This window comes from Mycobacterium sp. M23085, from assembly GCF_045343915.1.
GTDB lineage: Bacteria > Actinomycetota > Actinomycetes > Mycobacteriales > Mycobacteriaceae > Mycobacterium.
In genome coordinates, this window is record NZ_CP174280.1 from 2,054,636 (window position 1) to 2,067,261 (window position 12,626).

The 12,626-nt window shown below is 70.1% G+C and carries 11 protein-coding genes and 1 pseudogene; 6 read left to right on the forward strand and 6 right to left on the reverse strand.

What is annotated here, in order from left to right; all coding sequences use genetic code 11:
- The first annotated feature begins 67 nt into the window (after positions 1-67).
- A complete protein-coding gene (locus ACIUM1_RS09250) occupies positions 68-895 on the forward strand; it encodes an alpha/beta hydrolase (protein WP_406817608.1) in 828 nt (275 codons plus the stop codon).
- Here the strand turns inward: ACIUM1_RS09250 and ACIUM1_RS09255 are convergent.
- From ACIUM1_RS09255 to ACIUM1_RS09265, 3 genes are read right to left on the reverse strand one after another with little or no spacing between them, the layout of a single operon-like run.
- Positions 882-2,060 carry a M20 family metallopeptidase gene (locus tag ACIUM1_RS09255; RefSeq protein WP_406816882.1) on the reverse strand — a complete coding sequence of 393 codons (1,179 nt, stop codon included), beginning with the start codon at positions 2,058-2,060 and terminating at the stop codon, positions 882-884. The two genes, ACIUM1_RS09250 and ACIUM1_RS09255, sit on opposite strands and share 14 nt — an antisense overlap.
- Positions 2,057-3,259, reverse strand: a complete 1,203-nt coding sequence (locus ACIUM1_RS09260) for a M20 family metallopeptidase (protein ID WP_406816883.1) — start codon at positions 3,257-3,259, stop codon at positions 2,057-2,059. Before ACIUM1_RS09260 ends, ACIUM1_RS09255 begins: the two co-directional genes overlap by 4 nt.
- 47 nt (positions 3,260-3,306) lie before the next feature.
- Positions 3,307-3,921 carry a cutinase family protein gene (locus tag ACIUM1_RS09265; protein ID WP_406817609.1) on the reverse strand — a complete coding sequence of 205 codons (615 nt, stop codon included), beginning with the start codon at positions 3,919-3,921 and terminating at the stop codon, positions 3,307-3,309.
- A gap of 114 nt (positions 3,922-4,035) precedes the next feature.
- Between ACIUM1_RS09265 and ACIUM1_RS09270 the strand changes: the two genes are divergently transcribed.
- The gene (locus ACIUM1_RS09270; RefSeq protein WP_406816884.1) at positions 4,036-4,851 is read left to right on the forward strand and encodes a purine-nucleoside phosphorylase; all 816 of its coding nucleotides are present in this window, start codon (positions 4,036-4,038) and stop codon (positions 4,849-4,851) included.
- Between the two features lie 2 nt (positions 4,852-4,853).
- Positions 4,854-6,434, forward strand: coding sequence for a phospho-sugar mutase (locus ACIUM1_RS09275; RefSeq protein WP_406816885.1), 1,581 nt, complete (start codon positions 4,854-4,856; stop codon positions 6,432-6,434).
- A gap of 7 nt (positions 6,435-6,441) precedes the next feature.
- Here ACIUM1_RS09275 and upp read toward each other — a convergent pair.
- Positions 6,442-7,059 (reverse strand): annotated as a pseudogene (gene upp / locus ACIUM1_RS09280) (uracil phosphoribosyltransferase); the annotation flags it as partial.
- A 143-nt stretch (positions 7,060-7,202) separates the two neighbouring features.
- Here upp and ACIUM1_RS09285 point away from each other — a divergent pair.
- The 3 genes from ACIUM1_RS09285 (at position 7,203) to ACIUM1_RS09295 (ending at position 10,457) form a co-directional block, all read left to right on the forward strand.
- Complete coding sequence (locus ACIUM1_RS09285; RefSeq protein WP_406817610.1) at positions 7,203-8,054, forward strand: alkaline phosphatase family protein; 852 nt, start codon at positions 7,203-7,205, stop codon at positions 8,052-8,054.
- A 73-nt stretch (positions 8,055-8,127) separates the two neighbouring features.
- Positions 8,128-9,429: a primosomal protein gene (locus tag ACIUM1_RS09290; RefSeq protein ID WP_406816886.1), complete on the forward strand. Its 1,302-nt coding sequence runs from the start codon at positions 8,128-8,130 to the stop codon at positions 9,427-9,429.
- A gap of 44 nt (positions 9,430-9,473) precedes the next feature.
- Entirely contained in the window at positions 9,474-10,457 is a 984-nt protein-coding gene (locus ACIUM1_RS09295) for a VWA domain-containing protein (RefSeq protein ID WP_406816887.1), read from the forward strand.
- Between the two features lie 4 nt (positions 10,458-10,461).
- On the opposite strand, the gene ACIUM1_RS09300 is transcribed toward ACIUM1_RS09295, so the two are convergent.
- Positions 10,462-11,469: a VWA domain-containing protein gene (locus ACIUM1_RS09300; RefSeq protein ID WP_406816888.1), complete on the reverse strand. Its 1,008-nt coding sequence runs from the start codon at positions 11,467-11,469 to the stop codon at positions 10,462-10,464.
- A gap of 54 nt (positions 11,470-11,523) precedes the next feature.
- Positions 11,524-12,546, reverse strand: coding sequence for a cupin (locus ACIUM1_RS09305; RefSeq protein WP_406816889.1), 1,023 nt, complete (start codon positions 12,544-12,546; stop codon positions 11,524-11,526).
- Positions 12,547-12,626: the final 80 nt, after the last annotated feature.

Consider the following 12,626-nt stretch of genomic DNA (forward strand, 5'->3'; position numbering starts at 1 on the left):
ACCGCTGATCGCCGACGCGGTGGCGCGCGCGTTCGCGGCCGCGATCAATCCCGCCCCCAAACCCGCGGTGCGTTTCCCGGAATTTGCCGGCCGGACTTCTGAGGTCGCCATCGGAACCCGCCACGGCCCGGCGTCCGCGACCGTCTACCACCCGGCGGCGACGAACCCGCCCGTCTACGTCAACGTGCACGGCGGCGGGTTCGTGGTCGGACACCCCGAACAGGACGATCCGTGGTGCCGCTACCTGGCCGCCAGCGCGGGCGTACTGGTGATCAACCCCGACTATGCCCTGGCACCGGGTCATCGGTTCCCCGCTGCGGTGCATCAGATTTACGACGTCGTGTGCTGGGCGGCCGGCCCGGACCGCGACTGGGACGGCACGCGGCTGTGCGTCGGCGGTCAGAGCGCGGGCGGCAACCTCAGCGCCGCGGCGGCCCGGCTCGCGCTGGAGGACGGCGGCCCCGACATCGCGCTGCAGGTGTTGCACTATCCGCCGCTGGATCTGGTCACGCCCAGCCGCGACAAGCCGTCCACCCTGGGCCGCCGGGCGATCATGAAGCCTTGGATGAGCGAGGTCTTCGACACCGCGTACATACCCGACCGGGCGCAGCGAACCGACCGGCTGGCCTCGCCCGCCTGGGGCGGCAACGCCGACGACATCGCCGGCATCGCGCCCGCGCTGGTGGTGACGGCAGAGCACGATCGGCTGCGCGACGAAGCCCGCCGGTACGCGGAGAAACTCCGGGCCGCCGGGGCGTTGGCCGAGTACTACGAGGTGGCCGGCGTCGACCACGGCTACAACATCATGAGCAACGCCGGCGACGTCACGCGGCGCGCGTACGCTCATATCGCCGAACACGTCGCCCGCGCGACCGGCGGCCCTAGCACTGCTTGAACGCGGCCGCCTGCTCGACGATGTTGGTCATCACCCGCACCCCGATCGGCAGGGCCCGCTCGTCGAGGTTGAACGTCGGCTGGTGCAGGTCCAGCTGCGGTCCCACCCCCGGCCACACCCCCAACCGCGCCATCGCACCCGGAACCTCCTCCAGGTACCAGGAGAAGTCCTCGCCGCCGCCGGACTGGCGGGTGTCGGCCAGCGCGTCCGGCCCGATCGCTTCGATCGCGTGGGTGAGGATGCGCGTCGAGATGTCCTCGTTGACCACCGGCGGGACGCCGCGGCGGTAAAGCAGCGTGTGCTCGATGGCCAGCGGCGCCAGCAGCCCGGACACCGTCTCGCGGATGATCTCCTCCATCCCCACCCAGGTCTGCCGGCTCGCGGTGCGCACGGTGCCGGCCAGCACGCCGGTCTGCGGAATGGCGTTGGCGGCCACGCCGGCGTTGACCGCGCCCCAGACCAGCACGGTGCCGTTGCGCGGGTCGATGCGCCGGGACAACACCCCGGGCAGCCCGGTGATCAGCGTGCCCAGGCCGAACACCAGGTCGGCGGTCAGGTGCGGGCGCGACGTGTGCCCGCCGGGTGAATACAGCGTGATCTCGATCTGGTCGGCCGCCGAGGTGATGGGGCCGTGCCGGACCGCGATCTTGCCGACCTCCAGCCGGGGGTCGCAGTGCAGGGCGAAGATCCGCGACACGCCGATGATGGCGCCGGCCGCGATGGCGTCGATCGCCCCGCCCGGCATCAGCTCCTCGGCGGCCTGAAAGATCAGCCGCACCCCGACCGGCAGTTCGGGCACCGAAGCCAGCACCAGGGCGGTGCCCAGCAGGATCGCGGTGTGGGCGTCGTGGCCGCAGGCGTGCGCGACGTTCGGCATGGTCGACGCGTACGGGACGCCGGTGAGCTCGGCCATCGGCAGGGCGTCCATGTCGGCGCGCAGCGCGATCCTGGGCTCGTGCTCGGGACCGATGTCACAGACCAGCCCTGTCCCGCCCGGCAGCACCTTCGGGTTGAGCCCGGCTTCGGCCAGCCGCTCGGCGACGAACTGGGTGGTGGCGTACTCCTGGCGGCCCAACTCGGGATAGCGGTGAATGTGCCGGCGCCATTCGACCAGGTCTTGCTGATGGGTGGCCAGCCAGGAATTGGCGGCGTCGGCCAGGCTCATGACCGCCCCCCGCCGCGCCTGCGCTGCTGCGCGTCCATCACCCGGTCGCGCTGGGCGGGCGTCTGGGCCAGCTGGACCACCGTGCGCGCAAGCATGATCGCGCCCTCGACGACCGCGCGGTCGCCGCTGGGGCCGACGGCGGCGTCGGCGAAGGCGCGCTGGTGAACCATGGCGCCCCCGGCGTCGACCCCGACCACCGGGTGGATGCCGGGCAGCACGTGCGTGACGTTGCCCATGTCGGTGCTGCCCATGGGCAGCGCCGCCTCGTACTCGCGGGCCACCGGCTCGCGGCCGAGCCGGCACATCTCGTCGCGGAACGTGTCGGCCAGCCATTGGTCGGGCTTGAGTTCGTCGTACGGCGGTGCGGGATTGTCGATCTCGTATTCGCAGCCGGTGGCCAGTGCGCCCGCGCTGAAGCAGGCGTACACCCTGCCCTCCAGCTCGCGCAGCGAATCCGATTCGACGGCGCGCATCGCGTACTGAAGCGCCGCGTGCCCGGGGATGACGTTGACCGCTTGTCCGCCGTCGGTGATGATCCCGTGCACCAGTTGCCCCGGCGCCAGCTGCTGGCGCAGCAGCCCGATGGCCACCTGCGCGACGGTGACCGCGTCGACGGCATTGATCCCCAGGTGCGGCGCGACGGCCGCGTGGGATTCCTTTCCGCGGTAGCGCACGACCGCCTCGGACAGTGCCAGCGAGCGGGCCCCGGCGATGTCGGCCGGCCCGGGATGGAGCATGACCGCCGCGGCGATGTCGTCGAACACCCCCGCCTTCAGTAGCAGCGCCTTACCGCCGCCCGCCTCCTCGGCCGGGGTCCCCAGCAGCGACACCCGCAGGCCCAGGTCGTCGGCCACCTCGGCCAGCGCCAGCGCGGTGCCCACCGCCGAGGCCGCGATGATGTTGTGGCCGCAGGCATGGCCGATTTCGGGCAGCGCGTCGTATTCGGCGCAGATCCCGATGGTCAGCGGCCCGCCGCCGAAGTCGGCGCGAAAGGCGGTGTCCAGCCCGCCGGCGGCCGCGGCGATCTCGAAGCCGCGCTCGGCGACTAGGGCCTGCGCCTTGGCGCAGCTGCGATGCTCGGCGAAGGCCAGCTCCGGCTCAGCATGGATGTCGTGGGACAACTCGACAAGGTCGGCACCACGCCGCCGCACGACATCCTCGACGCGACCGAGCGGGTTGTCTGATGGGCGGGTGGGCACACTCGCAGTATGTCACCGCGGCGGGTACGTCACCGCGGCCCGCTGGGCTACACCAGCCCGGCGATGAATCCCGCCGCCTGGCCGGGGTAGGGCGGGTCCTCGTAGACGTGGTGCGCGTCCCGGTCCCGACCGCCGACGACGCAGACGGGGTCGCCGTCGCTGCACAAGTCGATGGCGCGACCGGCGAACGCACCCGTCGACGACAGCGGCGTGTTGAACCGGTTGCCGGGATTGCCGAACACCGCGACGGCCCTGATCTTGGCGGCCAGTCCGGGATCCAGGGGTGGCGCCGATCCGAAGTTGCCGATGCGTTCGCCGACCGGCGGCACCCCCGCGAGCATCGAGACTGCGGAGGCGCCCTGGGAGAAGCCGCCGAGCACCAGCCGCGTCGACGGACACTGGTCGACCATCTGCGCGATGTGGTCGCGCGCGTCGTTGGCGCCGTCGGCGGTGGTCAGAAAGTTGTAGCTGGCCGGGTAGTTCACCGCGTAGGAGTCGACCGTGCGCGATCCCAGCGCGGGTTGCAGCGCGGCGAACAGGGCGTCGCCGACGGCCCCCAGGCCGGGCGGCTCGGCGGTGCCGCGGGCGAAGATGAGCTGCACGTCCGGACAGTCCGCTTTGGCCGACGGCGCCGGGCCCACTGTGATCGAAACCACCGACAGCACAACGGCGACCGCGACGCCCATGACCGGGCCAACCACCGGCCACCTACGAAGATTCATACGGCAGATCCTGACACATACCGGCGACACCACCGCACGGCTAGTCTCCCCACTGTGACCGAAACCCCGTCCAACCCAGGCGAGCTCGCGCGCCGGGCGGCCGAGGTCATCGCCGAGCGCACCGGAATCGCCGAGCATGACGTCGCCATCGTGCTGGGGTCGGGGTGGTCGCCGGCGGTCGCGGCGCTCGGCACCCCGACCACCGTGCTGCCGCAGGCCGAGTTGCCCGGTTTCCGGCCGCCCACCGCGATCGGGCACACCGGCGAGCTGCTGTCGATGCGCATCGGTGCCCACCGGGTGCTGGTGCTGGTCGGGCGCGTCCACGCCTACGAGGGCCACGACCTGTGTCACGTCGTGCACTCGGTGCGGTCCGCCTGCGCAGCCGGCGTGCGCGCCGTCGTGCTCACCAACGCTGCGGGCGGGCTGCGCCCGGACATGGCCGTCGGCGAACCGGTGCTGATCAGCGACCACCTGAACCTGACCGCGCGGTCCCCGTTGGTAGGCCCGCATTTCGTGGACCTGACCGACGCCTACTCCCCGCGGCTGCGTGCGCTGGCCCGCCAGGCCGACCCCACACTGGCCGAAGGCGTCTACGCCGGGCTGCCCGGCCCGCATTACGAGACGCCAGCCGAAATCCGGATGCTGCGCACCATGGGCGCCGACCTGGTCGGCATGTCGACCGTGCACGAGACCATCGCGGCGCGGGCGGCCGGCGCCGAGGTGCTGGGGGTGTCGCTGGTGACCAACCTGGCCGCCGGCATCAGCGGCGAACCGCTGAGCCATACCGAGGTGCTCGCCGCCGGTGCCGCGGCGGCAACCCGGATGGGGGCGCTGCTGGCCTTGATCCTTTCTGAGCTCCCGCGGTTCTGAAGATGACGCCCGAGGAGTGGATCGCCCACGATCCCGACCCGGCGACCGCGGCCGAGCTCGCCTCGTGCGACCCGGGCGAACTCGCCGCGCGGTTCGCCCGCCCGCTGAAATTCGGCACTGCCGGCCTGCGCGGCCCGGTGCGCGGCGGGCCGGACGCCATGAATGTCGCGGTGGTGACGCGGGCCACCTGGGCCGTCGCACAGGTGCTGATCGAGCGTGACTTGCGCGGCTCGTCGGTGATCGTGGGACGCGACGCCCGGCACGGCTCGGCGGTATTCGCCACCGTGGCCGCCGAAGTATTTGCCGCCCAAGGGTTTTCCGTGATAATGCTGCCCGGTCCGGTACCCACCCCGGTGGTGGCGTTCGCGGTGCGGCACACCGGCGCTGCGGCCGGGATCCAGATCACCGCATCGCACAACCCGCCCGGCGACAACGGTTACAAGGTGTACCTCGACGGCGGCATCCAGATCGTCTCCCCCACCGACCGCGAGATCGAGGCCGCTATGGCCGCCGCCCCGCCGGCCGACCGGATCGACAGGGCCCGCGTCGAACCCGCGAGGACCGATCTGGTCGAGCGCTACATCGACCGGGCCGCCGGGTTGCGGCGGGGTACCGGTTCGGTGCGGGTGGTGATGACGTCGCTGCACGGGGTGGGCGGCGCGGTGGCCGTGGAGACGCTGCACCGCGCGGGATTCGGCGAAGTGCACTCCGTCGGAAGCCAATTCGCACCGGACCCCGACTTTCCCACGGTCGCGTTCCCCAACCCCGAGGAGCCCGGCGCCACCGACGCGCTGCTGGCCCTGGCCCCCGATGTCGGCGCCGACGTGGCGATCGCGCTGGATCCCGACGCTGACCGATGCGCCGTCGGCATTCCCGATGAAGGGCGATGGCGGATGTTGTCCGGCGACGAAACCGGTTGGCTGCTGGGCGATTACCTGCTGTCCACGACTCAGACCGACAAGCCGGTGGTGGCCAGCACGGTGGTGTCGTCGCGGATGCTGTCGGCCATCGCGGCACGCCACGGCGCGGTCCACGTGGAAACCCTCACCGGCTTCAAATGGCTGGCCCGCGCCGACACGAAAGTGCCCGGCGGCGAACTGATCTACGCCTACGAGGAAGCGATCGGGCACTGCGTCGACCCCGCGGCCGTCCGGGACAAGGACGGCATCAGCGCCGCGGTGCTGGTGTGCGATCTGGTGGCCGCGGCCAAACAGGGCGGCCGTTCGGTCCGGAACCTGCTCGACGAGCTGGCCCGCCGGTACGGGGCGCACGACGTGGCCGCGGTGTCGCGCCGGGTCACCGACCCGGGCGAGGCGGCCGGCCTGATGCAGCGGTGGCGGGCGGCGCCACCGGAAACCCTGGCCGGCTACGCCGTGCACCTCACCGACATCACCGACGCGCTGATCTTCACCGGCGGGGACGACGACACATCGATCAGGCTGGTGGTCCGGCCTTCCGGGACCGAGCCGAAGATGAAGTGCTACTTGGAGATTCGCTGCGCGGCGCACGACGACCTGGGCTCTGCGCGGCGGCGCGCCGCTGTCCTGCGCGAGGAGCTGGCCGCTGCGGTGCGGAGCTGGTGAACGCGTTGGGCCCGAATTGGCGGTCACCGGCATCGCCGAGGCCCGGCACGATATAGGCCGCCTTGTTCAGGCCCTTGTCGACCGCAGCGGTGAACACTCGCGCGTCCGGTGCCGCTTTCTCTACCGCCGCAAGACCTTCCGGGGCCGCCACCACACAGAGCACGGTGATCTCCGTTGCGCCGCGGCGCGCCAACAGCCCGATGGCGTGCGCCATCGACCCGCCGGTGGCCAGCATGGGATCGAGAACGATCACCGGCCTGCCCGCGAGCTTGCCGGGCAGCGCCTCCAGATACGGCACCGGCAGGTGGGTTTCCTCGTTGCGCGCGACGCCGACGAATCCCACCTCCGCGTCCGGGATGGCGGCGTGCGCCGCGTCGACCATGCCCAGCCCGGCCCGCAGCACCGGCACCAGCAGCGGCGGTTTGACCAAGCGCGTCCCGACCGCCGGGCCCACCGGGGTGCGGATTTTCACCGGCTTTCGCGGCGCGTTCCGGCTAGCCTCGTAGACCAGCATCAGTGTCAGCTCGCGCAGCGCGGCGCGAAATCCGGCGGTGTCGGTGCGTTCGTCTCGCAGCACCGTCAGCCGGGCGGCGGCCAGCGGGTGGTCGACGACGCGGATTTCCATGGTGTCGAGGGTATATAACGATCGGGCAAAGCCCTTCTGACACGCTTGCATCCGTCCCGGTAAACGCCTACCCCCGTTCCTATACTCCTGGCGTGCTGCGCGAAATTCCAAGTACGAGAAGGCTGATCGGCAAGGCATACCGGATTTTTCGGCCACTGGGCGCGTGCGCATTGGTGGCACTGGCGGCCAGCCCATTGACCCCGCGCATAGGCCTTGCGGCAGCGGCCATTCCGCAACCCGCGCACATCGTGATCGTGGTCGAGGAGAACCGCTCCGAGAACGGCATCATCGGCAACAAGTCGTCGCCCTTCATCACCGCGCTAGCCTCAGGCGGCGCCAACATGACCCAGTCGTTCGCCGAAACACATCCCAGCGAACCGAATTACCTGGCGCTGTTCGCCGGCAACACATTCGGGCTGACCAAGGACCAGTGCCCGGTCAACGGGGGTGCCGCACCGAACCTCGGGTCCGAATTGCTCGCGGCGGGCTACACATTCGTCGGCTTCGCCGAGGGCCTGCCCGCGGCCGGCTCGCCGGTCTGCAGCGCGGGCAAGTACGCGCGCAAGCATGTGCCCTGGGCCGACTTCACCAACGTGCCGGCGGCCAACTCGCTGCCGTTCTCGGCGTTCCCGATGGGCAACTACGGCAGCCTACCGACCGTCTCGTTCGTCATCCCCGACAACGACGACAACATGCACGACGGTTCGATCGCGCAGGCCGACTCCTGGCTGAACCGCCAGCTGTCCGGGTACGCGAACTGGGCGGTGGCCAACAACAGCCTGCTGATCGTGACCTTCGACGAAGACGACGGTTCTGGCCGGGGAGGCGGCCGCAACCAGATCCCCACGGTGTTCTACGGCGCCCACATCCGGCCCGGTAACTACGGCGAACAGATCAACCACTACAACGTGCTTTCCACGGTGGAGCAGATGTATGGGTTGCCCAAGACGGGCTACGCCGCCGGCGCCGCGCCCATCACCGATATCTGGGGCTAGTCCGGCTCCGCCGCCCTCGCGATCACCACCCGCCCAAACAGCGCGTTGGGCCGCCGTCGCTATTCTGTGCCGCATGGTTGCTGACCTCGTGCCCATCCGCCTGAGCCTGTCCGATGGTGACCGTTACACCGTGTGGGCACCCCGCTGGCGGGACTCCGGCGACGAGTGGGAGGCGTTCCTGGGCAAGGACGAGGACCTGTTCGGGTTCGCCAGCGTCGCCGACCTGGTCGCGTTCGTGCGTTCGGACGACGACAACGACCTGACCGACCACCCGGCGTGGAAGGAGCTGCGTTCGGCGCACGCGCACACGTTCGAGCCCGCCGCGGACAAGCAGTTCGACCTGGTCGCGGTCGAGGAGCTGGTGGCCGAGAAGCCCACCGAGGAGTCGGTGTCCGCGCTGGCCGGCACGCTGGCCATCGTGTCGTCCATCGGATCGGTGTGCGAGCTGGCGGCGGTGTCGAAGTTCTTCAACGGCAACCCCAGCCTTGGCACCGTGTCCGGCGGAATCGAAAACTTCACCGGCAAGGCCGGCGCCAAACGCTGGAACGCGATCGCCGAGGCGATCGGGCGCAGCTGGGACGACGTGCTCGCCGCGATCGACGACATCGTCACCACCCCCGAGGTGGACGCCAAGCTGTCGGCCAAGGCCGAAGAGGAGCTGGCCGAAGAGCGCGAGGAGGGCGAGCCGGACGAGGACATCGGCGCCGAGGACACCGTCGAAGAGACCGCCGAGGACTCCGAGGACGAGGAAGCCGAGGCCGACGACGAGGACACCGCCGAGGCCGCGGCAGACCGGGCGACCGGCGACGCCGTGGTGCTGGGCAGCGACAAGGACTTCTGGCTGCAGGTGGGCATCGATCCGATCCGGATCATGACGAGTTCTGGCACCTTCTACACGCTGCGCTGCTACCTGGACGATCAGCCGATCTTCTTGGGCCGCAACGGACGCATCAGCGTCTTCACGTCCGAGCGCGCGCTGGCCCGCTACCTGGCCGACGAGCACGACCACGACCTGGCCGACCTGAGCACCTACGACGACATCCGCACCGCCGCGACCGACGGCTCGCTGTCCGTCGAGATCACCGACGACAACATCTACGTGCTCAGCGGGCTGGCCGACGACCTGGCCGACGGGCCGGATGCCGTCGATCGCGAACAGTTGGAACTGGCCGTCGAGGTGCTGCGCGACATCGGCGACTACTCCGAGGAGAGCACCGTCGACAAGGCGCTCGAGACCAGCAGGCCGCTGGGTAAGTTGGTGGCCGCCGTGCTCGATCCCGACTCGGTCACCAAGCCGTCGCCGCCGTACGCGGCGGCGGTCCGCGAGTGGGAGAAATTGGAGCAATTCGTCGACGGGCGGCTCCGCCGCGAATAGTGCGCCGTTTGACGAGTCGGGCCTAGACGGGAAGGTTGGGTGACGTGTCGCTTCCCGGTATCGGCCCGCTGCCGCTCTACGGCTTCCAGCGTCCCGGCCTGTTGTTGTTCGGTGTGGTGCCGCTGGCACTGCTGGCCGTCTACGTCTTGGTCCAGGCGCGGCGCCGACAACGGCTGCACCGCTATACCGAGACGCCCGTGCCGCAGTCGCCGCTGCGGCATCTCCCGATCGCCGTGTCGCTGCTGTCCCTGGTGCTGTTGACCATCGCGCTGGCCACCCCCACCCACGACATGCGCATCCCGCGCAACCGCGCCGTCATCATGCTGGTGATCGACATGTCCCAGTCCATGCGGGCCACCGACGTCGAACCCAACCGGCTCAAGGCCGCCGAGCAGGCCGCCACCCAGTTCGCCGCACAGCTCACGCCCGGCGTCAACCTCGGGCTGGTCGGATTCGCCGGCACGCCCTACTTGCTGGTGCCGCCGACCCCGCAGCACCAGGCCACCATGGACGCGCTGAAGAAGCTCGACTTCGCCGACAGCACCGCCACCGGCGAGGCCATCTTCACCGCCCTGCACGCGATCAGCGCCACCGCGGTCGCCGGAGGCGACACCCCACCGCCGGCCCGCATCGTGCTGCTCTCCGACGGTGCCGAGAACAAGCCCTCCAATCCCAGCGATCCGCACGACGGCGTCTACACGGCGGCGCGGCTGGCCAAGGACGAGGGCGTGCCCATCTCGACGATCACGTTCGGCACCAAGGGCGGCGAGATCGAGATGGACGGGCGTCGCATCGCCGTGCCGGTCTCGACCGACCAGATGAAGACGGTCGCCAAGCTGTCCGGCGGGCAGTCCTACACCGCCGGCAACCTCGGCGAGCTGCAAAAGAGCTACAACGCCATCGAGAACGAGATCGGCTACCGCACGGTGCCGGGGCCGGGCAGCGCCGGCTGGCTGCGCCTCGGGGTGCTGGCCGCCCTTATCGCGACGGCGCTCGCGCTACTGATCAACCGGCGCCTGCCCAGCTGAGGACTCAGGCCGGCAGCCTGCGGTTCAGCAGCAGGCCGGCCAGGATGGCCCCGGCCATGACGAAGGCGCCGAGCAGCATCCAGGCCAGGCTGGCGTCGCCCTTCACGGTCTCGTAGCCGATCTGGCGCTGCAGCGTCGAGTACACGTTCTTCAGCGACTCCAGGCTGTCGGCGTGGAATGACTGGCCGTCGGTGATCTCACAGATCTTCTGCAGGGTCTGGTCATCCACCGGAACCGGGATGGTGGCGCCCTCGTAGTCGACGGTGCCGTACGGGGTGCCGAACGAGATCGTCGAGATCTGCACGCCCTCGGCCTTGGCGGCCCGGGCCGCGGTGAACGCCCCCTGCGGCGCGTTGGGATCCAGCGGCACGTTCTCGGCACCGTCGGACTCCAGCACGATCCGCGCCGGCGGCGGACCGTCGCCGCCGCCCATCACCGAACCCACCGTCGCGATCGCCTGCAGGGCGGTGAAAATGCCTTCCCCCGTGGCGGTTTTGGGCATCGGCTTCAGGCTGTCGATGCCCGCCTTCACCGCGGCGCGGTTGGTCGTGGGCGGCACCAGCAGCGTGGCGTTGGCCGCGAACTCCACCAGCCCCAGGTTGATCGCCGGGGTCAGCTGGTCGGCGAATTGCTTACCGGCCTCCTTGGCCGCGTCCAGGCGGTTGGGCGGCACATCGGTGGAGGCCATCGATTCCGAGACGTCGATCACCAGCATCACGACGGCGCGGTTCAGCGGGATCCGGACATCCGACGTCGGCCCGGCCATCGCGGTGGTCAGCAACACCAGCGACGCGGCCAGCAGGATGGTCGGCACGTGCCGCCACTTGCTGGGCCGCGGCGGCGCGACGCGCTCCAGCACCTCCATGTTCGCGAAGCGCAGCACCCGGCGCCGACGAGCGAATTGCTGCACGACGTAGAGGCCGATCACCAACAGCACGATCAGCAGGACCAGGAAGAACCAGGCGTTCTGGAAGCCGGTCAGCGACACCGGTCCCAGTAGGGGCACCTTCATGTCCAGCCACACTATGCGTCGAACGTGGGCGGTGCATGGGCCGCCGCCCGCGGATCAGCCGGCGACGAGATCGCGGCGTTGGGTGAACTTGATGTCCAGGCTGCGCAGGTGGGTCTGCAGTCCGGCGTCCTGAATGGGGATCAGGTGGGCCGGCTCGTCGGTCTCGTTGTAGTGGGCGTGCCACATGCCCGGCGGGGTGGTGAACGCACAACCGGCCCGCCAGTCCATCCGGGTGGGATTGACGATGTCGCCGTGCTCGTCGAGCCGGGTGCCCAGCAGCGTGTAGCAGCCGGACTCCGGCGCGTCGAGGATCAGATCGAGCGCGACCGACTGGTGCCGGTGCGGGCGCTGGACCTGGTTGGGCGGCAGCACGCCGAACATGGCCCACAGCACGTGGGTGATGGTCAACGTCTGCTCCTGATTGGCGTTGGCCAGCAGCACGCTGACCCGGCTCTTGTCGTTGGCGCCGGGACGGGAGGCGATCTCCTCCAGCTTGGCCACCGCGTCGGCGCGGCGAAACTTGGTCGCCGCGAAGCGCGGCTGGGTGGCCTCGGCGCCCAGGTAGCGCATCAGCGGCTCGTCGTGCACCCAGTACATGACCGTGTCGGTGGCGGCGTAGAACACCGAGTGGCTGCCGGCCGGCAGCGTCACGAAGTCGCCCTTCTCCCACTCGATCAGCCGGCCGTTGACCGCGGCGAAGCCCCGCCCGTAGAGCACGTAGTACAGCTGCGAGGTGGCGTTGGGGCTGGTGTCGACCTGCTCGGCGGCGCGGATGCTGATGAAGTTGGCCAACAGCGCCGGGCTGGTCGCCGCGCCGGTCTCGATACCCAGCTCCTTGGACAGGTCCAGCGGGATCACGCCGGTCGGCGCGTCGAGGTAGATCTCGGGATCGAACCGCTGCATGGGAACAGCCGGGACGTGGCCGGACCCGATCGGGTTGGCCGCCTTGGAGTACTCGAAGTACTCGGCCTGCTGCGCCCACTCTTCGAAGCGGCCCTCGAACCCGTATTCGGCCACGTTGATCATCGGCGCGGGAACCGTCGGGTCCAGGTTCGGCGTCACCAACTGCTGGGGCATCTGCCAGCCTCCTCTGCTTGGATTGTTCTCGTATTTGAATAGTATCTATCTTGTATCTCAGCGTCAATCCCGGCGGCTGG

Bases quoted from the DNA above. Each gene is read 5' to 3' on its own strand.
- ACIUM1_RS09255 (WP_406816882.1), bottom strand. From the start codon at position 2,060: ATGAGCCTGGCCGACGCCGCCAATTCCTGGCTGGCCACCCATCAGCAA.
- ACIUM1_RS09275 (WP_406816885.1), top strand. From the start codon at position 4,854: ATGACGCCCGAGGAGTGGATCGCCCACGATCCCGACCCGGCGACCGCG.
- ACIUM1_RS09290 (WP_406816886.1), top strand. From the start codon at position 8,128: ATGGTTGCTGACCTCGTGCCCATCCGCCTGAGCCTGTCCGATGGTGAC.
- ACIUM1_RS09300 (WP_406816888.1), bottom strand. From the start codon at position 11,469: ATGAAGGTGCCCCTACTGGGACCGGTGTCGCTGACCGGCTTCCAGAAC.
- ACIUM1_RS09305 (WP_406816889.1), bottom strand. From the start codon at position 12,546: ATGCCCCAGCAGTTGGTGACGCCGAACCTGGACCCGACGGTTCCCGCG.